Here is a 23,555-nt window from a genome sequence, read left to right as displayed (position 1 = left end):
AATATTGGTGAAAGGAAGGCGCTGAATAGCGCCAATCTTCACCACTCTCTTCATGAACCGTTATGGTTAAGGATGGGTTAGTGTATAAGGCGCGGCGCATTGCCGCGCCCCAGGGGCAAGGCACTGGCGGTTTTCCGCCTGCCTATCCGCCTGTTCAGCTGTCGGAAATCGCCTTGGGCATGAAGGCCGCGACCCATTCCCGGGGAAAGCGCCTCGGGCGGCCGTTCTCGCCGATGATCGCCGCCTCGACCTTGGCCTCGACCAGCACCTCGTCGCCACGTTTGAGTTGCTGCGCCATGAAGATGCGCGCGCCGGAAATGGCCTCCGTGCGGGTGTCGACGGTCAGGATGTCGTCGATGCGGGCAGGGATGCGGAAATCGATCTCCATGCGGCGCACCACCCACACGATCTTCTCGCCATGCTTGCCGTCGGCAAGTTCCGTGTGATGCACGCCGGTGAGCCTGAGATAATCGGAGCGGCCACGCTCGAGGAATTCGAGATAGCGTGCGTGGTAGACGACACCGGAGAAATCGGTGTCGGCGTAATAGACCCGCGCCATCAGCCGGTGGCCGAATGCCGTCAGCGCGCCTGAAAGGCCGGCCAGCAGCGTCGCCGATTCACCATGATCGCCCATTGCGCTTCCTTTTTCGGTCGCGGCAAGGCACCTGTTCCGCGCGCGACATGGCATCGGATGGCACTGTTGAGGGCGATGATCAAGACTTTGATAACCGCACTGCTCGTGCTGCTGGCCTTGGCCTCGCCGAGCCACGCGGCGACCTTCTCGATGAAGCGCGGCCTCAATCTCGACCTGTGGGTTACCTGGCCCGGCGAGGGCCAGTGGGGCGACGCCAGTTCGATTCCGTGCTTGGCATAAGCAACCTCTAATTATATCTTCAATCCAGGCAACACATTCGTTCAAGGCTGACGTCTTGACGTGATGGCACGAGGCTTTCGGATCGACGCTGTCGCGATAGTTCGGAGCCGTCGTGTTCAAGAAGAGGTGGCCGTCATGACTGTAACGCTGTGGATGGCCGTCTCGCTTAACGGGATGGCCGCGCGCGAGGATCAATCAGAAGACTTCCTTTCGAAAACCGATTGGGAGATGTTTCTCGAGCTCGCTGGCGCCTGTGATGGCATCATTTGGGGCCGCGTAACACACCAGCTTTTCGAACAATCCGTACGGCGTCAGTTTGCGGAACTGCCATTGGTGGTCGTGACGCGGGATAGCATGTTCGCCACCCAGCCGGGTTCGATCCGCGCATCGTCGCCGCAGGAAGCGGTTGCATTTCTCATGCGGTCCGGGTCGAACAGAATTTTGCTCGCTGGTGGTTCGCAGCTTAACGCCGCATTCGCTCAGGAGGGGCTAGTCGACGAAGTGATCTTGGCAATCGAACCTGTTGTCATTGCGAAAGGGATTCCGATGGTGGCGCCGAACGCATCCGATCTTCGTTTGAGTCTCCTGGGAGTAGACGACAGGCGTAGTCCAACGCTGCGCCTGCACTACCGTGTCTTAAAAAGCTGATTCGATATCGTCCGTTTGATCTCGCCAAGCATGAATGGCCTAATGACTGGGGGAAGTCTCATCGATACGAGTTGAGGGAGCGATCTGCGTCTGACAGGCGCCAGTCCAAAACGCGTCGGTGGGAACGGATTCATGCGACGCGCTTTAGATTCTTTGTTTTATGCGTGTCGTTTTCCCAAACCGAGGTCACTTTCGGGCGACATGCATTGAGGAACATCAACCGAGGTCGATCTGCAGGATTTCCGGCCGCACGCCGAAACGAACCGGGATGATGCTGAAGCCGAGCCCGCCCGAGACGATCAGGTTACGGTCGTTCTCGACGACATGGCCGTAGGCATAGCGGTTGCCGAAATCCGACGGCACGACAGGCGAATAGCCGAACAACCGCACCTGCCCGCCATGGGTATGACCCGACAGGGTCAGCGAAACCCGCCAAGGAACGGTCGGAAAAATGTCCGGCTCGTGGGCGAGCAGGATGATCGGAGAACTATCCGCGACCTTGGCCAGCGTGCCGTCGAGATCGTCGAGCCCCTTGAACCCGTCGCCCTTCTTGGCGGGCAGCAGCGCCAGCTGGTCGGCGAGACCTGCGATCCAGACACCATGCCCATCCTTCTCCAGGCGCACGACGGCGTTCTCCAGCACCGGGATGCCAACCTTCTCCAGGGCCTTGCGCGCGATCGTCGGGCCGGCCCCGGCGCGCTGCGCGAAGCCATCGCTCCACCAATCGTGATTGCCGAGGATCGACAGCACGCCGAGCGGCGCCTTGAGACCCGACAGCGCGCCCGCCCATTGCGAGGGCGTCACCGGTCCCGTCACCAGCGGCATACCGGCGATATAGTCGCCAAGCAGCACGATCAGATCCGGCTGCAACGCATTCGCATCGTCGACGAGCGAGACAATTCGTTCCTGGGTCATCCAGGGCCGGCAGGCATGGATGTCGGCGAGCGCGACGATCCGCAGCTTCAGCCCCGCCGGCCAGTGCGGCGGCGTCAGCGCATAGCGCTTCACATGTGTCAGCAGCATCGGCTCGATGCCGACCGCATACGCGCCGAGCGCGGCAGCGGTCAGGAACGACCCTCCTATGAAGCGCAGGAACCCGCGTCTGGTTATCATTCGAACGCTCCGGCACTTGAATCGCAGCGGCACGCCGCAAGGCAGCGCCGATAAAATCCACGATTGCGCCGGCAAATCGACAAAGGCGAGTAGATTTTGCGCAGGACGTTCACGGATGCTTGATCGCCTGCCCGAATATGCGCGCCGGAGCGGCTATTCTTCCTGGAACAGGTTGATCTGCTGCTGTGCCAGGTCCTTCGGCGCGTCGAGACCGAGATGCCGCCAGGCATTGGCCGTCAGCATGCGTCCGCGCGGCGTGCGCTGGATGAAGCCCTGCTGGATCAGGTAGGGCTCGATGATGTCCTCGATGGCATCGCGCGGCTCGGACAGGCCGGCGGCGATCGTCTCGATGCCGACCGGCCCGCCGCCGAAATTGCGCGCGATCATGGAGAGATACCGGCGGTCGAGCGCGTCGAGACCGAGCGCGTCGACCTCGAGCCGTGTCAGCGCCTCGTCGGCGATCAGGCGGTCGACATGGCCGTCGCCGGCGACCGAAGCGAAATCGCGCACGCGGCGCAACAGCCGCCCGGCGATGCGCGGCGTGCCGCGCGCGCGCCGCGCGATTTCGAGCGCGCCGTCGTCGCCGAGCGGCATCTGCAGGATGCGGGCGCCGCGCCGCACGATCTGCTCCAGTTCCTCGACCGTGTAGAAGTTGAGCCGCACCGGAATGCCGAAACGGTCGCGCAGCGGATTGGTGAGCAGGCCGAGCCGCGTGGTGGCGGCGACCAGGGTGAAGCGCGCGAGGTCGATCTTGACCGAACGCGCCGCGGGTCCCTCGCCGATGATCAGGTCGAGCTGGAAATCCTCCATCGCCGGGTAGAGGATTTCCTCCACCGCCGGGTTCAACCGGTGGATCTCGTCGATGAACAGCACGTCGCCTTCCTCGAGATTGGTCAGCAGCGCGGCGAGATCGCCGGCCTTGGCGATGACCGGGCCGGAGGTCGAGCGGAAATTGACGCCGAGTTCGCGCGCCATGATCTGCGCCAGCGTCGTCTTGCCGAGACCCGGCGGCCCGACGAACAGCACATGGTCGAGCGCCTCCTTGCGGCCCTTGGCGGCCTCGATGAACACTTTGAGGTTGGCCCGCACCGCGGCCTGCCCGACAAAGTCGTCGAGCGTCTGCGGGCGCAGCGTCTGGTCGGCATCCTCGCCGCGTTTTTCCGGAGCGATCAGGCGGGGGGAAAGGCTCATCCCAGCAGCTCCATGCTCGCGATGGATCCTGCAGCCCGCTGACCGAACGTGACCGTGTGAGAGCAGCCCAGATTCCGGTTGTGCTCGGCGATCAGCGCATCTGCAAAGTCCACCTGGGGCATGTTGGATCTTTCGAGTGCGACCACGATGGCATCGAAATCCTCGAAAACCAGTGTCCTGATCTTTAGCAGCCTTTGGATTGCCGTCAGAACTTGCTCTTTGGGCAGCTTGTAGCGTGAAATCAACGACCAGTTGAACTCGACAAGGACGATCAGGCTGACAAAACCCGGATTGTCTTCACTGAGACCGTTGCCGAAAACGAGAGCTTTCGCCCTTTGCTCAGCATCATCGTTCAGCACCATTCGCAGCAAAACGTTGGTATCGACACCTATCGACGTCACGCGCCCTCATTCCCGCCCGTCGGCTCATCTCCAACAACGTGCCGTCCGACGGCCTCGCGGACCGCGGCATCGATTTCTTCGAGCGATGCCGGGCCACCTGGCGGATCCCCCAGGAATCCGGCGAGGTCGGCAAAGTCGAGATTGCGCGGCGTTCCGATCAGATAGCCGCCCACGACCGTCCAAGCGATCATGTCACCCGTCTTGAGCGACAGAGCGTCACGGACATCCTTTGGAATGGTAAGCTGGCCTTTCGATGTCAGGCTTGCATACGCGCCCATTTTCTTACTTTCTGAGAAATTACTTACCAAATAAATTCTAGCTGGAATTTGCCTTTCAAGCAATCACCGCGCCAGTTCCTTCAGCCCGAAGCGGATCAGCTTGGATGCGTCCGCACCCTCGCCCGCCGTCTTCAGCGCCGCCGACACCGCATTGGCTGCGATGTCACGGGAATAGCCGAGATTGACCAGCGCGGAGACCGCGTCGGTGATCGGCGCTGGCGCCACGCCTTCGCCGAGTTCCTGCTTCAGGCCGATCGTGCCCGATGCCGCGCCTGCAAAAGCGGGCGCCTTGGTCTTCAATTCGGTGACGATGCGCTCCGCCACCTTCTTGCCAACGCCGGGCGCGCGACTGACCATGGCGATGTCGCGCAGGGCGATCGCATTGGCGAGATCGGCAGGTGTCAGCGTCGACAGGATGGCAAGCGCCACCTTGGCGCCAACGCCCTGCACATTGTTCATCAGGAGCCGGAACCACTCGCGCTCCAGCGCCGACTGGAAACCGTAAAGCCGGATCATGTCTTCCCGCACATCGGTCTCGATGAACAGCACCACCGCTTCGCCGGGCGGAGGCAGCGTGGCCAGCGTGCGCGCCGAACAATAGGCGACATAGCCGACCCCATGGACGTCGACGATGCAATGGTCTTCGTCGATCTCGTCCAGCGTACCCTTGAGCTTGCCGATCATTCGCCATGGCCTCTCATGATGCCAATGCCGCCATCCGATAGGCAACGCTTTGCCGGTGATGCGCATGGCAGATGGCGATGGCCAGCGCATCCGCCGCATGTTCGGTGTCGAAGGTCGCTTTCGGCAGCAGCACCTTGACCATCATGTGGATCTGCTTCTTGTCGCCATGGCCGACGCCGATGACGGCCTTCTTCACCGCATTGGGCGCATATTCGGCGACGACAAGGCCGGCCCGTGCCGGCACCAGCATGGCGATGCCGCGCGCCTGGCCGAGCTTAAGCGTCGCCACGGCGTCCTTGTTGACGAAGGTCTGTTCGACCGCCGCCTCGTGCGGCATGGCCTGATGCAGAATCTCGGCGAGCCCATCATGCAGTTGGCAGAGCCGCGTCGCCAGCGCCGCCTTGTCCTCGGAGCGCACCGTGCCGGAAGCGACAAAGCGCAACGAATTGCCAATGCTCTCGACGATGCCCCAGCCGGTGCGCCTGAGCCCCGGATCGATACCGATAATGCGAATCGCGTCCCCCATCCGACCAATCTACCCCTTGGGCGGACAGCGATGCCAGCGAAATGTGAACAAACCGGAAACAACAACCAAAGTGAGAGACTGTCTCCCGGGATGGATCAGTTGCGCGCGAAGGCGGTGTTGAGCAGGCTGATCTGGTCCGAAACCGGATTGGGCCGGCGAGCCATTGGCTGCATGTCGATCACGGCGCCCGCGCCATAGATTTCATCATCCATGCGGCGCACCAGCGCCTGCAGGCGCAGCGACCGGTTGACGAGGTCGAGGAAATCCTTCGGCAATTCGGCCCAGCCGGCTGCTTCGTCATGAGCGGAAGCCGTGTCGAGGCGCACCTTGGACTTTTCCGAAGCGACCTGGTCGCGGGTCATCTCGCCGGAATTGGCCGCGCGCTGCAAAAGCAGCCACGAGGCAACCTGCATCAGCCTGGTGGTCAGCCGCATCGATTCGGCCGCGTAGAGCGTGGCAGCCAGCCGAGACAATTTCTTGGCCTCGGCGCGGCCCTTGCCGTCGAGATATTCCGCCGCCTGTTCGACCAGCCCCATGCCTTCCTGGTAGAGCGGTTTGAAGGAGTGCGAAAAAACCCGGCGCTCCGCCAGCTTCACGGTTTTCGCGCTGCCCTTCGAAGGCTCGTTCATTGATACGCCCCTGCACTTGCAACCGGCCGATACGGCTCACTGCCGATACACCCGGGACCCTATATGACTGAAGCTTGAAAATGCGCTTCACCGGGGGTGAAGGCAAGCACATGTTTAACAGAAGGTTAACAGCGGTCGGCCGAGCCGGATGCCGCCGGACGGCGGACAAAAAAAGAGCCGCGGATAAGGCGGCTCTCAGGAGTTTAACAGGGAGGCGTCAAACAAAGTGGCTCCAACCACTCGGTAAGAATCCAGATCACTGGATGCACATAGTAAACGCCTGTAAAGCTTAATGAACCCTTAACGGCACTGATGTTTTTTGAGCGGACGCCCGGATCCTGTGCCGTAACAGCACATTTCCAAGGCTCCGCCAGGCGCCGATCAGGCCTTCTTCCAGACCACCGGCAAGGCGATGAAGGCAAACAGCAGCATGCCAGCATAGAAGCCGATCGAGGCGATTCCCAGCAGCGGCTCGATTGCCGGATTGCCGGCAAGCAGGATGTAGAGGCCGATCATCAGTCCGATGCCGCTGATCGCGGTCAGCCAGAAATGGACGATGGCGATCGTCTTTTGCCCGGCTGCCGGAAACAGATGATAGAAGAAGGCGAATACCGCCGACATCAGCCAGCCGGCCACCATCACGTGAGCGTGGGTCGGCATCTGGCCATGGTCCTCGCTGATCGCCATGTGGATGCCGAGCGCCATGCCGCACAGCGCGTAGATGACGGCCAGCGTGAAGAAATTCCGTGCTACCCCTTGCATTTAGTCCCCCGAATTGTGTTTTCCCGAGCTGGGAATGAGTTGATCGTCAGGCGACTTCTGTCGCCACCGGGCTCCCGGTGTCGGCGCACTAGCATCGGCATTGTTTCTGGACGATGTCGCGCCTACCCCTCCCGATACTTTTCACACTAACAGAAAGCCGGGCGGCATGTTCGCCCTATCGGCGCTTCTTGCGTTGCCGAAACTGAAACAGAGCCGGTTTTTTCACGACATCGTTCCGAAACAGGCGCGGCGCTAAACGCTTGGCCATCGGGGCGGACGGGCGCGGTGGCGCGCGGCGCCCTTTACCATTGCATCTGCACCTGGGAGAAAAATCATGGACTGGTATTCCATTATCAAATTGCTGCACATTGTTTCGGCGACCCTGTGGGTCGGGGGCGGCTTCACGCTGATGGTGCTGGCGACGCTGGCGGATCGGGCGGGAAACATCCAGGGAACGCTACAGGCGATGCGCGCCACGGGCGAGTTGGGCAACCGCTTCTTCGCGCCGATGTCGATGCTGACGCTGGCCTTCGGATTGACCATGTGCGGGTTCTGGGTCGGCTTCTCCGAACTGTGGATCCTGATCGGCCTTGCCGGCTACGCCACGACTTTCTGCATCGGCATGTTCGTCTTCAAACCGACAGCCGGCCGCATGGCCGCGATGATCGCCAGGGATGGCGTCACGCCGGCAGCACTTGCCCATGGCCAACGCATCCTGCGCGCCGCGCGCTTCGACTATGCGGTGATGCTGGTCATCGTTACCGATATGGTGCTGAAGCCAACCTTGCACGATGTCGCCATCCTGGCTGCCATGGTGCTGGTCCTTGCCGGGGGTGCCGCGCTGGCGCTTGGCCGGCCACGGCGCATGGTGCCCAGCGCCGCCTGACCCTGTTCAAAGAAGGCCGGCGATCCCGTCCCACAAAAGCTTCAGTGCCACGACGGCCACGGTCGCGTAGGTGAAGGGGTAGAAGATCTCCGGCCGCATGCGCCGCACCAGCCAGGCACCTGCGATGGTCGACAGCGGCGCCAGCGGCATCAGGACGGCCGACGCTGTCAGATTGGCGGTGTCGAACTGGCCGAGCGCGAAATAGGGTATGAGCTTCAGCGCATTGGTGGCGGCAAAGAAGATCGCGGCGGTGCCCGACAGGACCTTGGGGTCGAGCCGGATCGGCAAGGCATAGACCTGGAAGGGCGGGCCGCCGACATGGGCGACGAAACTGGTGAAGCCGGCGACCGTCCCCCATAGAGCGGCGGCCGCGCGGTTGGGCTCGGCTGCGTGGTCGGCGCCATGGCGAAGCTGCAAATAAAGCCAGCGCAGCACGAAGATGATGGCGACGGCGCCGACGATGAGCCGCACCGCCTCCTCGGTGACAAGTGCCGCCGTCAGCCAGCCGAAGCCGATGCCGATGACGGCGCCAGGCATCATGTCGACCAGCATCTTGCGGTCATAGACGCCCCACCATGTCCAGACCGAGACGATGTCCATCAGGCACAGGATCGGCAGCAGGATCGCTGCCGCCTGCACCGGCGGTATGGTCAATGCCATCAAGGGCACGCCGACGAAACCGACAGCGCCGCCGAAGCCGCCCTTGGACAGGCCGACCAGAATGACCGCCGGAATGGCGGCCGCGTAGAACCAAGGATCGAGAAGCAAGCCTGACATGGGAGGGACTGGTCTGGAGGGAGAGCGCGTCAACGCCTGAATAGCCGGAAATTTTGAGCCGGGCGACCGCAAATGCAAGTGGCGGCGCGCCGGACCTGTGCCTTATGTTTCCGACTATCCTATCGGCGAGCCGACAACAGCAGGAACATCGGCCGCTCCAGCTCTTCCATCAACTCCGGCTTTGCCGCGATCTGCGCGTCCGTCGGACGGAATTCCTCGACATGCGCAATCGTGAATCCGGCCCGGATCAGCGTGTTGAGCGTGGTGCCGATGGTACGATGGTGTTTCACGACGCCCTTGGCCAGCCAGTCGGTCTTGCGAGGGCCTTCGACCAGATACCGGTCGACAGGCCACGTCTTGCGGCCTTCGGCATCGATCGACCAACCGGGATTGGTCGGGGCCATGAAGATCGGGTGTTCGGTCGAAAAGACGAAATGGCCGCCGGGCGACAGGGCCTGATGCACCGTGCTGAACAGGCGCGCAACGTCCTCGACATAGTGCAGGGCAAGCGAGCTGTAGGCCAGATCGAAGCCGTCTTGCGGCAGGCTGAGCTGGTCGAGGTCGGCCCTCGCATAGGTGATGCCGACATCCGGGCCGGCCACCCTCGCCCGGGCCAGCATCTTTTCCGACAGGTCCAGCCCCAGGACCTCCTTGGCTCCATGCTCGTGCGCCCAGCGGCAGAACCAGCCGAAGCCGCAGCCGAGGTCGACGACCCGCAAGCCGCCGACGTCAGGCAGCATCGCGCGCAGCGCCGGCCACTCGGCGGCGCCGTCCAGGCCTTCGACCGACCGGCCAAGCTGGCTGTAGCCCGCGAAGAAATCCGGCTGATCGTAGATATTCTGCGCCATGTCTCCCTCGTTCTTCAGACAATCACCTGGTGGACCTGTCGCCCATTTCCACCATGGCCGTGCGGAGTCAAGACCGCGAGGCCGATGCCACCTTAGGCGGCGGCGCCGCCGGATCGGCCGTGCCTTGATGATGGCGGTGCTGGTCTCGGCCTTGTCGGCGACACGATCGAGAATGCCGTCGAGGTCGCCGGTCGAGCGCACGAACAGCCGCGCGACCCTGTGGAGCTTCGAAACCGTCCACCTCGATCCCGGGGCCAGTCAGGTAAGGCGCTATGCCGGCTGCCCGGCGGACCAAAGATCGCGATCCTGACTGTCCGCCTGTTCAAAGCGGGCAGTTTGCTCTATGCCGCAATCCAACCATCTTCGCCCGGCATAGGCGAAACCCGGGATCGAAGAACCATGAATGACGCAACGCCCCCAAATCGCTGCCGCATCGTGCTGATCGCGCCGCCCGGCGTGGCGGCCGCGCGCATTGCAGCCGCATTCGAAGGCGGTGACGTCGCCTCGCTGATCCTGCCCGAAAATGGCATGGACGAAGCCTCCTTCCAGGCCCTTGCCGAACGGATCGTGCCGGCGGCACAGGCCGCGGGCGTGGCCGTAATCATCGCCGGCGATACCCGCATCGCCGGCCGTGTCCAGGCCGACGGCATCCATGTCGAGGTCTCCAAGGCCGAACTCGCCGAGACGATCGGACATTTCCAGGCGAAGATGATGGTCGGCGCCGGCGGCGCCAAGACGCGCGACGACGCGCTCGAGCTCGGCGAAGCCAGGCCCGACTACATCTTCTTCGGCCGCTTCGGCTACGACAACAAGCCGGAGCCGCATCCGCGCAACCTGTCACTGGGTGAGTGGTGGGCGCAGATGATCCGGATCCCCTGCATCGTCATGGCCGGGTCCGATCTTGCGTCGGTCGCAACCGTGGCCGCCACCGGCGCCGAGTTCGTCGCTTTGTCGAGCGCGGTGTTCGCCGAAGGCGTCGATCCGCAAGCGGCGATCGCCGAAGCCAATGCGCTGCTCGACGAAACCGCGCCGCGCTTCGAGGATTGATGTGGCCCAGGCAAGGCTTTCCCTTCAGGCCCTGCTTGCGGCGGTCATGATCCAGGCCGCCGCCGCCGAAACGATTCCCTTGCCGCAGCCCAAGCCCGATACCGGCGCACACACCGACAAGCCGATCGAAAAGCAGCTGCCGCAGCCCGCCACCACGGCGGAGCCCGCGCCGCTGCCCTCGGCCGACAGCATCAATCCCGACCGTTTCGGGGCGAAGCCCGCGGATGCGGCCTATGGCGCCTTCCAGCGCGGGCTCTACAAGACCGCTTACAATCTGGCGCTGACGCGGGCACAGAACGGCGATCCGGCGGCACAGACGCTGGTGGCCGAGATCCTGTCGCGGGGCCTGGGTGTCCCGCTCAACGCGGCCGAAGCCGCGAAATGGTATGCGCACGCCGCCGAGCAGGGCGTGCCGGAATCGCAGTTCCAATATGCGCTGATGCTGCTCGACGGCCGCTACGTCAAGAAGGACACGAAGGCGGCCTATGCGCTGATGCAGGCGGCCGCCGAAGCCGGCAACCAGCTGGCGCAGTTCAATTTCGCGCAGATGCTGGTGCAGCAGGATCCCGGCGATGCTGGCTTGACCAAGGCGGTCTCTTACTATGAACGCGCCGCCGCGACCGGCCTCGCCGATGCCCAATACGCCATGTCCCAGGTCTATGCCAACGGCGTCGGCGGCAAGCCGCGCGACGACGCCCAGGCAAGGCGCCTGCTGGCGCAGGCCGCGCGGCAGAACTACGATACCGCGCAGATCGATCTCGCCGCCTGGATGATCGAGGGCCGCGGCGGCCCACGCGACCTGAAGTCCGCCTTTGGCTGGACCAAGCAGGCGGCAGAGGGCGGCAATGTCGCCGCTCAGAACCGCCTGGCGAAACTCTACATGCAAGGCATCGGCACCGATCCTGACCTGGTGCTGGCCGGCGCCTGGTACATCGTCGCCCGCCGCGCCGGCCTCATCGATCCCGAGATGGACGATTTCCTGCAAGGCTTGGACGACGACCAGACCAAGCAGGCGCTGCAGAAGGCAAATCGCCTGCCCTGACGGCCCATGCAGCGCACGGCGCCGGCTCCCTGCCCGCCCGCTCCCTTGCCTCTTCGGGTGTTTTGTGGTCTTGGGAGCCCGAAATCGCTTTTCCCAGCGACCCATCCCATACCAACGGTCTGGCCGTTGGTAGCATCCCGGATCATCCCATCATGGCCAAGATCAATGGCAACGAAATCCGTCCCGGCTACGTCATCGAGCACGATGGCGGGCTCTGGGTGGCGGTCAGGACCAACACCGTCAAGCCCGGCAAGGGCGGCGCCTACAACCAGGTCGAGCTGAAGAACCTCATCAACGGCACCAAGCTCAACGAGCGCTTCCGCTCAGCCGAGACGGTCGAGCAGATCCGGCTTGATCTCAAGGATTTTTCCTTCCTCTACGAGCAGGACGACGCGCTGGTGTTCATGGACACCCAAAGCTACGAACAGCTCGAACTGAACAAGGACTTCGTCGGCGACCGCGCCGCGTTCCTGCAGGACGGCATGATGGTGACGGTGCAGCTCTACGAGGAGAGGCCGATCGGCATTTCGCTTCCCGACTATGTAACGCTGACCATCACCGAAGCCGATCCCGTGGTGAAGGGCCAGACGGCGGCATCTTCCTATAAGCCGGCGGTGCTGGAAAACGGCATCCGCGTGCTGGTGCCGCCTTTCATCGGCGCCGGCGAGCGCATCATCGTCGACACCAACGAAATCACTTACGTGCGCCGCGCCGACTGATGCATGTCGCCCAAAAGTGGCCCCGGTTTTGGGTCACCGACATGCATCAGGACAAAGTTTAAAGCGCGGCAGCAGGAAGAAACTCTATGGCACGCTCAGCCCTACTCAACGTCATGGTCCAGGCCGCAATGAAAGCCGGTCGCTCGCTGTCGCGCGACTTCGGCGAAGTCCAGAACCTGCAGGTCTCGATGAAGGGTCCGGGCGACTATGTCAGCCAGGCCGACCGTAAGGCCGAGGACATCGTTTTCGCCGAATTGTCGAAGGCACGCCCGGGCTATGGCTTCCTGATGGAAGAGCGCGGCACGGTCGCCGGCGAAGACAGCCAGCACCGCTGGATCGTCGATCCGCTCGACGGCACCACCAATTTCCTGCACGGCATTCCGCTTTTCGCCGTCTCGATCGCGCTGGAACGCCAGGGCCAGATCGTTGCCGGCGTCATCTACAATCCAGCCATGGACGAGCTCTATACGACCGAACGCGGCGGCGGCGCCTTCCTGAATGACCGCCGCCTGCGCGTCGCCGGCCGCGCCAAGCTGGTCGACGCCGTCATCGGCTGCGGCGTGCCGCATCTGGGGCGCGGCCAGCACGGCAATTTCCTGATTGAATTGCGGCACGTCATGGCCGAAGTCTCCGGTGTCAGGCGCCTTGGTTCGGCCTCGCTCGATCTCGCCTATGTCGCCGCCGGCCGCATGGACGGCTTCTGGGAAACCGGCCTGTCGGCCTGGGATATCGCCGCCGGCCTGCTGCTGATCCGCGAGGCGGGCGGCTTCGTCTCCGACATGGATGGCGGGCAGGACATGCTGGACAACGGTTCGGTCGTCGCCGGCAACGAGATCATCCAGCGCGCGCTGCTGAAGACGGTGAAAAAGCCGCTGCCGCCGCGTTGAAGCGCCGCAGTCGCAAAACCGCAAACAAAGCTTGAAATACTGTCCGGCGGTTTCCCAGATACGGGATGACGCAGGACATGAGATGACCAACACACCGCCGCAACCCGATATTCCGTTCATCGGACGCTGGCACTATTCGCGCGCGGAGATGATCGCCGACGGGATTGTCCACGCTGTCGGCATTGTGCTGGCGATCGCGGCCGGCTCGGCACTGCTGGCGCTGGCGGCGTCTCGGGTCGGGCCGGGCGAATACATCGCCGCCGCCTTCTATGTCGTTTCGCTGCTCACCGTTCTGTCGGTGTCGCTGACCTACAATCTGTGGCCGGTGTCCTCACCGGTCAAATGGGTCCTGCGGCGCTTCGATCACGCCGCGATATATCTTCTGATCGCCGCCACCTACACGCCCTTTCTGGCCCAGCTCGGTGGCTCGCCGCTGGCCAGCGGGATGATCGCGCTGGTCTGGATCGCGGCTGCGGCAGGCATCGCCATAAAGGTGTTTTTCCCCGGCCGCTTCGACCGGCTGGCGATCGGCTTCTATCTCGCCATCGGCTGGAGCGGCATCATCCTGGTCAAGCCACTGGTCGAAACGCTGCCGGCCACGTCGATCGTGCTCATCGCCGCCGGCGGCGTCGTCTATTCCTGCGGTGTCATTTTCTTCGCCTGGAAGGGGCTACGCTTCCACAACGCGTTGTGGCATGGCTTCGTCGTCACCGGCGCCGGCCTGCATCTGGCGGCCATGGTCGACTGTCTGGTCATCAACCGCCTTTGATCCTGGAGACCGAATTCGGTTTCCGAGCTGCAAACTTGCGCCAAGGCAATATTGCCAAGCGCCATTCAATTTGGTCACAATTCCGTTTAGAGTCGCCAACTACGTGATCGGCGGCAGCGGCATCGGAAACGGGGCACGGATGGCTTTTCTCAGATCCTTCGGCATGGGCAGGCGCTCCGACGTACTGATCTACGATCCGCATAAACTGTCGAGTCCGCAGGTCTTCCTGCTGACCATGGTCATCTTCCTTGCCATCGTAGCCTTCATCGTCGCCATCCTGACGCGGCAGGTCTCGACGGCTTTCGTCACCAATCCCGGGCTCAACGGCCTGATCATCGGCGTGCTGGTGGTCGGTATCCTGCTCGCCTTCGCCCAGGTCGGGCGGCTGTTTCGCGAGGTGCGCTGGGTCAACTCCTTCCGTGCCGGCTCGGAGACGACCGAACCGGTGCTGCTGGCACCGATGAAAGCGATGATCGGCCGCTCCGCGACCATGGCCTTCTCGACCTCTTCGATGCGCACCATGCTCGATTCGATCGCAACGCGCCTCGACGAAAGCCGCGACACCTCGCGCTACCTGGTCGGCCTGCTGGTGTTCCTCGGCCTGCTCGGCACCTTCTGGGGCCTGTTGAACACGATCGGGTCGATCCGCGAGACCATTGAATCGCTCGATCCCGGCACCGGAGACGCGGCCGCGGTGCTCGAATCCCTCAAGCAGGGGCTGTCGGCCCCGCTGGCCGGCATGGGCACGGCCTTCTCGTCCTCGCTGTTCGGCCTGTCCGGCTCGCTCGTGCTCGGCTTCCTGGACCTGCAGGCGGGCCGCGCCCAGACCCGCTTCTACACCGAGCTTGAGAACTGGCTGTCCTCGGTCACCGATCTGTCGTCCGACATCGTCGTCTCCGATCCTGCCAAGGCCGAACCTTCCGATGAAATCCGTCTGTTGTCGGAGCGGCTGCGCAGCCTGCAGGAGAATGGCGGCGGCTCCAACCCACGCGTCGCCACCGCCATGGCGAATCTTGCCGACGGCATTTCCGGCCTGGTCAAGAACATGCGCTCCGAGCAGCAGATCATGCGCGACTGGGTCGAGGCCCAGTCAGACGAGCAGAAGGCGATGCGCAACACGCTGGAAAAGATCGCCGATGCCCTGAAGAAGCCCGGGGTGCACTGACATGGCGCTCGCCAGGGGCAGGCGTACGGACCGCCGCATCGACTACTGGCCGGGCTTTGTCGACGCGCTGTCGACGCTGCTTCTGGCGATCATGTTCCTGCTTACCGTTTTCGTACTGGCGCAGTTCCTGCTCGGCCGCGAGATTTCCGGCAAGGACGCCGTGCTTAACCGCCTCAACTCGCAGATCAACGAACTGACGCAGCTCCTGGCGCTGGAGCGCTCGACGACGCAGGACAAGGAGGATTCGCTGGCCAACCTGCAGGCGTCGCTTTCGGCGGCGCAGGCGGAAAAGAGCCGGCTCGAGCAGCTTTTGGCACAAGGCGCGGGAGCCGGCGACGCGGCCAACCAGCGCGCGGTCGCCCTGTCGGGCGAACTCGACAGCCAGCGCCAGATCAGTCAGCAGGCGCTGAGCCAGGTCGAGATCCTCAACCAGCAGATCGCCGCGCTCCGCAAGCAGATCGGAGCGCTGGAAGATGCGCTCAACGTCTCCGAGACCCGCGACCGCGATTCCAACACCAAGATCGCCGATCTCGGCCGCCGCCTGAACGTGGCACTGGCGCAGCGTGTTCAGGAACTGAACCGCTACCGCTCCGATTTCTTCGGGCGCCTGCGTGAAATCCTCGCCGACCGCGAAAATATCCGCATCGTCGGCGACCGCTTCGTCTTCCAGTCGGAGGTGCTGTTCCCGACCGGCTCCGAAGTGATCAACGATGCCGGCAAGGTCGAGATGAAGAAACTCGCCGACGCCATCATCGAACTGCAGAAGGAAATCCCGCCCGAGATCAATTGGGTGCTGCGCGTCGACGGCCATACCGACAACAAGCCGCTCTCGGGTACCGGCCGCTACCGCGACAATTGGGAACTGTCGACAGCGCGTTCGACCTCGGTGGTGAAATTCCTGATCGAGAATGGCGTGCCGGCCAACCGGCTGGTCGCCGCCGGCTTCGGTGAATTCCAGCCACTTGACCCCGCCAATACCGACGACGCGCGCAACAAGAACCGCCGCATTGAACTGAAGCTCACCGAACGGTGATTCCTCATCACGTAAAAATCACGCGAACTTGTTCGTCGGCTCAACTCTAGCGCGCCCATTGAACGCGGCAAGGGCTGAAAAGATTATCTTTTTTTAATTACACTTCGCACCGGAGCGCTCCTAGCTTGCCGTGCAGGGCCGAGAACCGCCGGCGATGCCTCCCATCGCGACGCGACGGAACCGGACGGCCCGCGTCCGTAACGCGGAGCGGCAAGACCGCTCCCTTCCCACTTAAAAGGAGGCGCCGTCATGCGCTCTTCAGCATCTCCCAAGATTGCAACCCTCGCCGCGATTCTCATCGCCGCCCCGCTGGCGAGCGCCTATGCCGCAGGCCATCACAAGGGCGCTCTCGACGCGACCGATCCGACCGACATGACCGGCCCGCGCATCGAAGGCCTTATCGGACAGGTACAAGGTGTCCACCAGGGCATTGTGGACGCCAGGGACGCCAACAACATCACCCCTGCCGTGGCGGAACGCCTGGAAATGCGCACCGCCCGCATCGGTCAGGCGGCCGAGAGGATAGCCGCATCGGATCATGGCAGGATACCGGCCGCCCAATACCATGACCTGCTGCGCCGTCTCGACAATGTCGACCAGAGGCTGAGGGTCGATACCGGCAGCGGCTTCATGATCGGCGACGGCGCCGACGGCGGGAACTATCCGAACGGCTGAGGAATTCCCTGTCTGCAAAGGTCCAAGAGGAAGGGACCACCTGGCGCCTTCGGGACCCCGATCCCGCGGGCGTCTTTTTTCCTCACCGGCCGAGCCAGACCGCGATCAGGGCGGCCACCGCCGGCAAGGTCTGGATAAACAGGATCTTTCGGCCGACCGTTGCGGCGCCGTAGAGGCCTGCGATGGCCACGCACAGCAGAAAGAAAACCTTGATTTGAAGACCGGCGGCGCCGAGGTAGAGCCCCCAGATCAGACCGGCGGCGAGAAATCCGTTGTAGAGGCCCTGATTGGCGGCGAGCACCTTCGAGGCATTGGCGAAGTCCGGCGTCAGGCGGAATGTCTTATGCCCGCGCGGTGTGTCCCAGAGCACCATTTCGAGATAAACGATGTAGACATGGATCAAGGCCACCAGCCCGACCAGTATGTTGCCGATCATATGCTTCCCCTTCCCGCGTTGCCGGCAGCATTCCATGCACGGCATAGCTTTCGCAAGGTGCACCTGCCTGGCGGCATCTGAGGGTTGCCAACGCATTTGCGTTGGTGTCTTTTCGCGCCGTCCTCAACCACGGAAGCCGTCATGTCCTTTCACAAACTCGACGATCTCGGCCACAAGCTCGAAGCGCTGGAGCACGCGCTGGCGATCCTCGGCGCCGACGAAGCGACCCACATGGCCGTCGGCGGTGGTGAGAAGCGTGCCGAGGCGATGGCGGCACTTGCCGGCATGTACCACACCAGGGCGACCGCGCCGGAAATATCGGACTGGATCGCCGCGGCCGAAAGCGAGGCGCTCGACGACGAACAGCGCGCGGCTCTCGCCGAATTGCGGCGGCAGTACACCAACCTGACCTGCCTGCCGGTCGAATTCGTCGAACGCCTCACGACCGCGCGGATGCGCTGCGAGCAGCTGTGGCGCGACCTGCGCGCCAAGAACGACTGGGCAGGCTTCCAGCCGGCGCTTGAGGGCGTGGTGGCCCTGGTGCGCGAAGAGGCTGCCCTGCGCTCCGACGTGCTCGGCCTCGCTCCCTACGACGCGCTGATGGAGCAATACGACCCCGGCAACCGCACCGCCGACATCACCCCTGTCTTCGCCGACCTGAAAGCCTTCCTCAAAGGATTCGTGCCGGAGGCGCTGGCGATACAGGAAGCGCGGCTGCGCAAGCATCCGCTGAAGCCGCTTTCGGGCACCTATGCGATCGACCGGCAGCGCGAACTCGGCCTTGCCATGATGGCGGCGGTCGGTTTCGACCTGACGCACGGGTCGTTGTCTGTGTCGCACCATCCCTTCTGTGGCGGCGTGCCGAGCGACGTGCGCATCACCACCCGCTACAAGACATCGGATTTCCTGTCGGCTCTGATGGGCGTGCTGCACGAGACCGGTCATGCGCTCTACGAACAGAACCTGCCGAAGGCATGGTCGCACTGGCCACTCGGCAAGGCCCGCGGCATGGCCGTGCATGAAAGCCAGAGCCTGTTCGTCGAAAAGCAGATCGGTCGCAATCCTGCCTTCTGGCGCTGGGCGCTGCCGGTGGTGGAAAAGCATCTCGGCGAGGCCTGGTCGCTCGACGATCTCCTGCCACATGTGCATCGCGTCGAGCGCGGCCTGATCCGCGTCGACGCCGACGAGGTGACATACCCCTTGCACGTCATCCTGCGCTATGAGCTTGAGCAGGAGCTGGTCTCGGGGAGGCTGGAGGTTGCCGAACTGCCCGAAGCCTGGGACGCCAAGATGCGCGACTATCTCGGCCTCTCCACCATCGACAATCCCGCCGATGGGCCGATGCAGGACGTCCATTGGCCGGGTGCCGCCTTCGGCTACTTCCCCTCCTACACGCTGGGCGCGATGATGGCGGCGCAGCAATGGGCCGCGCTGAGGCGGGAGCATCCTTCCACCGACGACGACCTTGCGAAGGGGAATTTCGCGGCCATCAACGACTGGCGCCGCGGGAAGATTTGGTCACAGGGCTCGCGCTGGTCGACGCCGGACCTTCTCGAACGCGCCACCGGCGAAAGCCTCAACGCCGTGTATTTCGTCAATCATCTGAAGCAGCGCTACGGCGGATAAGATCGGCCGTCGTGCCATCCCGATCGCGCTGACCCGCGGCGGCCGCCGTCGAACAGGAATGCAATGAGGCATCCACCGCCGGGCGACAGCCTTGCGGGATCGCCTCTACTTTTCTATCACTGGTGGTATCCGACAGTGTCTTGCGAGACTTGCGGATCATGCGGGCTGGGGTGCTTTCCGGTGACATCTTCTGCGATCACACGGCTTTTCGTCTTGATTGCCTTCGCGATTTTCTGCGCGCCGGCCATGGCCGACACCGAAATCCACAAGGGCACCCCAGGTGCCTGGATCGACCGGATCGAGCTTCCCAAGGCGGACCCGCGTTTCGATAGCCAGATCAAGAACGGCATCTCCAATCTTGTGTCGGAATACCAGATCCGGCAGCGGCCTGACGGCATCGAAGCGTTCGACCATTATGCCTACAAAATAGTCGACCGCACCGGGCTCGAGCGCGGCGCCGCCATAAATTTCGAATTCGATCCGGCGACGTCGCAAGTCACCATGAACTGGCTGAACATCATCCGCGACGGCGTGGTCATCGACCGGCTGCCCGGGGCAACCTTCGACGTGTTCCGGCGCGAGAAGGATGCCGAGAAAGGCCTGTTCGACGGCTGGCTCACGGCCTATGTGAATGTCGATGACGTTCGCGTCGGCGACATTATCGACTATGGCAGGACCACCGTCAGGACACCGATCGTCGGTGCGGCTCTGTTTTTCCACTCGGTCGCAGTGGCCTGGGGCGAGCCCATCGCGCTCATCCGTGAGAAGGTGACGTGGCCGGCAAGTCAGCCCCTGAACATCCGCCAGAGCCGCACCGACATCCAGCCGGAAGTCAAAACCGAAGGCGCATTGAAGTCCTACACCTGGGAAAGCATCAATCCTGCGCCGGTCAAATCCGAGGACAACCTGCCGGCGGATTTTCCGACCTATCCGACAATCCAGATCTCTTCGACAGGCAAATGGCAGGACATCGTCGACGCGATGTTGCCCTACTACCGGCTTGATCAGGAATTGCCCGCCGCGTTCGCATCGAAGCTTGACGACATCGCCGCCAGATACGCCAACCCGGAAGACCGGATGATCGAGGCGATGCGGCTGGTCCAGGACACCATCCGCTATGTGAGCCTGTCCATGGGCCGCGGCTCCTACATTCCCCGCAGCCCGAGCACGGTGATCGCCAGCGGCTTCGGCGATTGCAAGGACAAGGCCTTGCTTCTCGCCTCCAGCCTGCGCCGCCTCGGCGTTCAGGCCGATCCGGCCCTGACCGATCTCGACGGCGGGCTGGCACTTGGCGAGATGCTGCCGACCATCCGTGCCTTCGATCACGTCATCGTCAAGGCAACGATCAAAAGCCAGGTCTACTGGATCGACGCGACCAATTACCTGCAGGGCGGCAGGGCCGAGAATCTCGTTCCACCCGACTATGGCTTCGCCCTGCCGATTGTCGCCGGCGGCGCGCGGATGGAAAAGATGGAGCGCAAGGAGCTTTTCGAGCCGACCACCTTCGTCAGCGAGGCGTTCGACTTTCCAAAACTCAAGGGCGAAGCGCTGAAGCTGACGGTGCGCACGACCTATAGCGGCGCGGATGCCGACAGCATGCGCTACAGGGTGGTTTCGCAATCGGCCACCAAGCTCGCCGACGACTATCTCCAGTACTACAACCGGCAGTATCCAGGCATGACCAGCCTAGCGCCGTTGTCGACAAATGACGACCGCGACCGCAACATCGTCACGACGGTCGAATCCTACGAGCTTTCCGCTGGCGATCTCGATGCCGATGATCTCATCAAGAACTTCCCGCTCAAGGCCGATGTCGGCATCAGCAATCTGCCGGAGCCGGATATGGTCGGCAGGACCGGCCCAGTCTGGCTCGGCAGCCCGGTGTTCAAGCGCCATCAGTGTATCGTCCACAACCTGAAGGCGAAGTTTGTCGGCCCCGAGAAGTCCGACGACGTGATCACGCCCTTTATCGCCTTCAAGGCGCGCTGGTCGAACGCGCCGACGGAGTTTCAGGTCGACTGGTTTCTCAAGACGATCGGGGACCGGGTTCCCGCCAAGGAGATCGGCCCTTATCTGAAGTCGCGCAGGAAGATGGCCGACAACGCATCCTGGAGTTACAATTTCGGCTACGCCGAAACCGAGGCGAACTGAGCGTTATCGGAAATTCCTTATTCCGCCGCGCCCCTGAAAGCGCTGGCGCCGGTCTCGAACTGCAGCTTGGCCAACCGGGCATAGATGCCGCCCTTGGCGACCAGGCTCTGGTGCGTGCCTTCCTCGACGATACGGCCGCCATCCATGACAAGTATCCTGTCGGCCTTCAGCACTGTCGCCAAACGGTGCGCGATCACGATGGTCGTGCGGCCCTGCATCAGCCGTTCCAGCGCCGTCTGCACCAGCGTCTCGCTTTCAGCGTCGAGCGCCGAGGTGGCTTCGTCGAGCAGCAGGATCGGCGCGTCGCGCAGGATGGCGCGCGCGATCGCCACACGCTGGCGCTGGCCGCCGGACAGCGTCACGCCGCGCTCGCCGACCTGGCTGTCATAGCCGTTCTCGAGCTTGAGGATGAATTCGTCGGCAAGCGCGTCCTTGGCCGCCGCCTCGATCGCGGCCTCGCTCGCCCCCGGCCGGCCGAAGCCGATATTGTCGCGGGCGCTCGCCGCGAAGATGGTGACATCCTGCGGCACGATGGCGATGCGCCCGCGCACCGCAACCGGATCGGCCTCGCGCACGTCGACGCCGTCGACGAGGATCTTGCCGGTTTCAGGATCGTAGAAGCGCAGGATCAGCGAGAACACCGTGCTCTTGCCGGCCCCCGAGGGGCCGACGATGGCCACCTTCTCGCCGGGCTTGACCGAAAAACTCAAGCCGTGGACGGCGGCGCGGTCGGGCCTTGCCGGATAGGAGAAGGAGACGTCGTCGAAGACGATCGCGCCCTTGGCGACCGCCGGCAGCGGCTTCGGCTCGGCCGGCGCCTGGATCGCCGGCTTCTCGGCCAGGATCTCGGTCAGCCGCTCGGCCGCGCCCGCCGCTTGCGCAAGTTCGCCCCAGACCTCCGACAGCGCGCCGAGCGCGCCGGCGGCGAACACCGAATAAAGCAGGAACTGCCCGAGCGTGCCCGGCGACAGATTGCCTTCGAGCACGTCGCGCGAACCGAACCACAGCACCGCCACGACGGACGAGAAGATGGTGAAAATGGCGAAGAAGGTGAGGAACGAGCGCGCGAAGATCGAGGCGCGCGCCGCATCGAACGCAGCCTCCACCGCGCCGGAGAAGCGCCCAGTGACCAGATTTTCGTTGGTGAAGGCTTGCAGGGTACGCACCGCGCCGATCTGCTCGCTGGCATAGGCTGTAGCGTCCGCAAGCGTGTCCTGCGCCTGCCGCGACTTGCGCCGTACCGAGCGGCCGAAGGCGACCAGCGGCAGCACGATGATGGGAATGGCTGCTATGACAAGGCCGGATAGTTTCGGGCTGGTGACCACCATCATTCCCACAGCGCCAAGGCCCAGGATGACGTTGCGCAGCGCGACCGACGCGGTTGCGCCGACCGCCGATTTGACCTGTGTCGTGTCGGCCGCGAGCCGCGACACGATCTCGCCCGACTGCGCGGTGTCGAAGAAGGCCGGCGACAGCGTCGTGACATGGGCAAAGACATCACGCCTGATATCGGCAACGACGCGCTCGCCGAGCGTGATGACGAAATAGTAGCGGCCGGCCGATGCCGCCGCCAGGACCGCGGCCATCGCCACCAATGCGGCGAAATATTCAGCGATGAAGGTGGTGCTGGACGAGGAGAAACCGTGATCGATCATCCGCCTTACCGCCAGCGGCAGCGTCAATGTCGTTGCCGCCGCGATGACCAGCGAGATGACGGCGCCGACGACCAGCGTGCGATAGTGCCCGATATAGGGGAACAGGCGCCGGAGCGGCTTGAGTGAGCGTCTGCGCTCCTCCGCGCTGCTGGTTTGCGCCATACCGGTGTTTCCTCTAGCCGCCTTATGATCCACGCGCTTCAATATGCGCTTGCCGCGGCCTTGTGATTCAATTTCGGCTGATGTATAGGCACGCCGACCGTTTTAGAAGCCGTCGCTCTTCAATAGCTGCGGCTTCGAGTTTTAAAAAGGGGCGCATCGACGCAGGCTTATGCCCGTCCGCCGCGCCGGCAAGCCAGGAACAGAGCCATGAAGACCGCTATCCATCCCGACTACCACACCATCAAGGTCGTCATGACCGACGGCACCGAATACATGACCCGTTCGACCTGGGGCAAGGAAGGCGATACGATGAACCTCGATATCGACCCGACCACCCACCCGGCCTGGACCGGCGGCCAGCAGACCCTGCTCGACCGCGGCGGCCGTCTGTCGAAGTTCAAGAAGCGCTTCGAAGGTTTCGGCCTCTAAGCCAGTTGTGCTTGCAGAATTCGAAAAGCCCGCCCTCGTGGCGGGTTTTTTGTTGCGCAGAACCATCTCCCTTCTCCCCGTCACTGTACGGGGAGAGGAGCGCCGTCCCTGGCGGTTTTGCCCACTGTTAACGCGATAGGAA

General features: G+C 63.4%; 27 protein-coding genes. 14 read left to right on the top strand and 13 right to left on the bottom strand.

The window, feature by feature from the left end; all coding sequences use genetic code 11:
• Window positions 1-154: 154 nt before the first annotated feature.
• Window positions 155-634 (bottom strand): tol-pal system-associated acyl-CoA thioesterase, encoded by a 480-nt coding sequence (ybgC, locus tag FJ930_RS00530; protein ID WP_141833674.1) that lies wholly within the window; start codon window positions 632-634, stop codon window positions 155-157.
• 57 nt (window positions 635-691) lie between these two features.
• On the opposite strand from ybgC, the gene FJ930_RS00525 reads away from it, so the two are divergent.
• Both FJ930_RS00525 and FJ930_RS00520 read left to right on the top strand, forming a co-directional pair.
• Window positions 692-874 (top strand): hypothetical protein, encoded by a 183-nt coding sequence (locus tag FJ930_RS00525; RefSeq protein ID WP_246676777.1) that lies wholly within the window; start codon window positions 692-694, stop codon window positions 872-874.
• Window positions 875-1,009: 135 nt separating this feature from the next.
• Entirely contained in the window at window positions 1,010-1,522 is a 513-nt protein-coding gene (locus FJ930_RS00520; protein ID WP_181763243.1) for a dihydrofolate reductase family protein, read from the top strand.
• Window positions 1,523-1,738: 216 nt separating this feature from the next.
• On the opposite strand, the gene FJ930_RS00515 is transcribed toward FJ930_RS00520, so the two are convergent.
• The 8 genes from FJ930_RS00515 to FJ930_RS00480 form a co-directional block, all read right to left on the bottom strand.
• A complete protein-coding gene (locus FJ930_RS00515) occupies window positions 1,739-2,635 on the bottom strand; it encodes a metallophosphoesterase (RefSeq protein WP_141833668.1) in 897 nt (298 codons plus the stop codon).
• 153 nt (window positions 2,636-2,788) lie between these two features.
• Window positions 2,789-3,826, bottom strand: coding sequence for a Holliday junction branch migration DNA helicase RuvB (gene ruvB, locus FJ930_RS00510; protein WP_141833666.1), 1,038 nt, complete (start codon window positions 3,824-3,826; stop codon window positions 2,789-2,791).
• Window positions 3,823-4,227 (bottom strand): type II toxin-antitoxin system VapC family toxin, encoded by a 405-nt coding sequence (locus tag FJ930_RS00505; protein WP_141833663.1) that lies wholly within the window; start codon window positions 4,225-4,227, stop codon window positions 3,823-3,825. The genes ruvB and FJ930_RS00505 overlap by 4 nt, the downstream gene beginning before the upstream one ends.
• A complete protein-coding gene (locus tag FJ930_RS00500; RefSeq protein WP_246676776.1) occupies window positions 4,224-4,568 on the bottom strand; it encodes an AbrB/MazE/SpoVT family DNA-binding domain-containing protein in 345 nt (114 codons plus the stop codon). The genes FJ930_RS00505 and FJ930_RS00500 overlap by 4 nt, the downstream gene beginning before the upstream one ends.
• Window positions 4,569-5,189 (bottom strand): Holliday junction branch migration protein RuvA, encoded by a 621-nt coding sequence (ruvA, locus tag FJ930_RS00495; RefSeq protein WP_141833660.1) that lies wholly within the window; start codon window positions 5,187-5,189, stop codon window positions 4,569-4,571.
• A 13-nt stretch (window positions 5,190-5,202) separates the two neighbouring features.
• Window positions 5,203-5,715, bottom strand: a complete 513-nt coding sequence (ruvC, locus tag FJ930_RS00490) for a crossover junction endodeoxyribonuclease RuvC (RefSeq protein ID WP_141833657.1) — start codon at window positions 5,713-5,715, stop codon at window positions 5,203-5,205.
• 95 nt (window positions 5,716-5,810) lie between these two features.
• Window positions 5,811-6,344: a DUF1465 family protein gene (locus FJ930_RS00485; RefSeq protein WP_141833654.1), complete on the bottom strand. Its 534-nt coding sequence runs from the start codon at window positions 6,342-6,344 to the stop codon at window positions 5,811-5,813.
• A gap of 381 nt (window positions 6,345-6,725) precedes the next feature.
• Window positions 6,726-7,106: a hypothetical protein gene (locus FJ930_RS00480; RefSeq protein WP_140745864.1), complete on the bottom strand. Its 381-nt coding sequence runs from the start codon at window positions 7,104-7,106 to the stop codon at window positions 6,726-6,728.
• A 334-nt stretch (window positions 7,107-7,440) separates the two neighbouring features.
• Between FJ930_RS00480 and FJ930_RS00475 the strand changes: the two genes are divergently transcribed.
• Entirely contained in the window at window positions 7,441-7,992 is a 552-nt protein-coding gene (locus FJ930_RS00475) for a DUF2269 family protein (RefSeq protein ID WP_140745866.1), read from the top strand.
• 6 nt (window positions 7,993-7,998) lie between these two features.
• Here FJ930_RS00475 and FJ930_RS00470 read toward each other — a convergent pair whose 3' ends face one another.
• On the bottom strand, window positions 7,999-8,769 hold the full coding sequence (locus FJ930_RS00470; RefSeq protein WP_141833650.1) for a sulfite exporter TauE/SafE family protein: 771 nt from the start codon (window positions 8,767-8,769) through the stop codon (window positions 7,999-8,001).
• A gap of 119 nt (window positions 8,770-8,888) precedes the next feature.
• Window positions 8,889-9,617 carry a class I SAM-dependent methyltransferase gene (locus FJ930_RS00465; protein ID WP_141833647.1) on the bottom strand — a complete coding sequence of 243 codons (729 nt, stop codon included), beginning with the start codon at window positions 9,615-9,617 and terminating at the stop codon, window positions 8,889-8,891.
• A gap of 399 nt (window positions 9,618-10,016) precedes the next feature.
• Between FJ930_RS00465 and FJ930_RS00455 the strand changes: the two genes are divergently transcribed.
• From FJ930_RS00455 to FJ930_RS00420, 8 genes are all read left to right on the top strand, one after another.
• Window positions 10,017-10,664: a thiamine phosphate synthase gene (locus tag FJ930_RS00455; protein WP_141833644.1), complete on the top strand. Its 648-nt coding sequence runs from the start codon at window positions 10,017-10,019 to the stop codon at window positions 10,662-10,664.
• A 1-nt stretch (window position 10,665) separates the two neighbouring features.
• Window positions 10,666-11,706 (top strand): tetratricopeptide repeat protein, encoded by a 1,041-nt coding sequence (locus tag FJ930_RS00450; RefSeq protein ID WP_141833641.1) that lies wholly within the window; start codon window positions 10,666-10,668, stop codon window positions 11,704-11,706.
• 152 nt (window positions 11,707-11,858) lie between these two features.
• Window positions 11,859-12,425 (top strand): elongation factor P, encoded by a 567-nt coding sequence (gene efp / locus FJ930_RS00445; protein WP_019861758.1) that lies wholly within the window; start codon window positions 11,859-11,861, stop codon window positions 12,423-12,425.
• An 86-nt stretch (window positions 12,426-12,511) separates the two neighbouring features.
• Window positions 12,512-13,312, top strand: coding sequence for an inositol monophosphatase family protein (locus FJ930_RS00440; protein WP_140608328.1), 801 nt, complete (start codon window positions 12,512-12,514; stop codon window positions 13,310-13,312).
• Between the two features lie 82 nt (window positions 13,313-13,394).
• Complete coding sequence (locus FJ930_RS00435) at window positions 13,395-14,081, top strand: hemolysin III family protein (protein WP_140745875.1); 687 nt, start codon at window positions 13,395-13,397, stop codon at window positions 14,079-14,081.
• 139 nt (window positions 14,082-14,220) lie between these two features.
• The gene (locus FJ930_RS00430; RefSeq protein ID WP_140745877.1) at window positions 14,221-15,246 is read left to right on the top strand and encodes a MotA/TolQ/ExbB proton channel family protein; all 1,026 of its coding nucleotides are present in this window, start codon (window positions 14,221-14,223) and stop codon (window positions 15,244-15,246) included.
• Window position 15,247: 1 nt separating this feature from the next.
• Window positions 15,248-16,279 (top strand): peptidoglycan -binding protein, encoded by a 1,032-nt coding sequence (locus FJ930_RS00425; RefSeq protein ID WP_141833638.1) that lies wholly within the window; start codon window positions 15,248-15,250, stop codon window positions 16,277-16,279.
• A gap of 249 nt (window positions 16,280-16,528) precedes the next feature.
• On the top strand, window positions 16,529-16,954 hold the full coding sequence (locus FJ930_RS00420) for a hypothetical protein (protein WP_141833635.1): 426 nt from the start codon (window positions 16,529-16,531) through the stop codon (window positions 16,952-16,954).
• Between the two features lie 82 nt (window positions 16,955-17,036).
• Here FJ930_RS00420 and FJ930_RS00415 read toward each other — a convergent pair whose 3' ends face one another.
• On the bottom strand, window positions 17,037-17,390 hold the full coding sequence (locus FJ930_RS00415; protein ID WP_141833632.1) for a DUF1304 domain-containing protein: 354 nt from the start codon (window positions 17,388-17,390) through the stop codon (window positions 17,037-17,039).
• 141 nt (window positions 17,391-17,531) lie between these two features.
• Between FJ930_RS00415 and FJ930_RS00410 the strand changes: the two genes are divergently transcribed.
• Window positions 17,532-19,016: a carboxypeptidase M32 gene (locus FJ930_RS00410; RefSeq protein ID WP_141833629.1), complete on the top strand. Its 1,485-nt coding sequence runs from the start codon at window positions 17,532-17,534 to the stop codon at window positions 19,014-19,016.
• 246 nt (window positions 19,017-19,262) lie between these two features.
• Window positions 19,263-21,167: a DUF3857 domain-containing protein gene (locus FJ930_RS00405; RefSeq protein WP_181763242.1), complete on the top strand. Its 1,905-nt coding sequence runs from the start codon at window positions 19,263-19,265 to the stop codon at window positions 21,165-21,167.
• 17 nt (window positions 21,168-21,184) lie between these two features.
• On the opposite strand, the gene FJ930_RS00400 is transcribed toward FJ930_RS00405, so the two are convergent.
• A complete protein-coding gene (locus FJ930_RS00400; protein ID WP_141833623.1) occupies window positions 21,185-22,984 on the bottom strand; it encodes an ABC transporter transmembrane domain-containing protein in 1,800 nt (599 codons plus the stop codon).
• Between the two features lie 207 nt (window positions 22,985-23,191).
• On the opposite strand from FJ930_RS00400, the gene rpmE reads away from it, so the two are divergent.
• Entirely contained in the window at window positions 23,192-23,413 is a 222-nt protein-coding gene (rpmE, locus tag FJ930_RS00395; RefSeq protein ID WP_140608344.1) for a 50S ribosomal protein L31, read from the top strand.
• Window positions 23,414-23,555 lie beyond the last annotated feature (142 nt).

The organism is Mesorhizobium sp. B2-4-15 (assembly GCF_006658505.1).
Lineage (GTDB): Bacteria > Pseudomonadota > Alphaproteobacteria > Rhizobiales > Rhizobiaceae > Mesorhizobium.
This window is presented reverse-complemented; position numbering and strand designations above follow the sequence as displayed.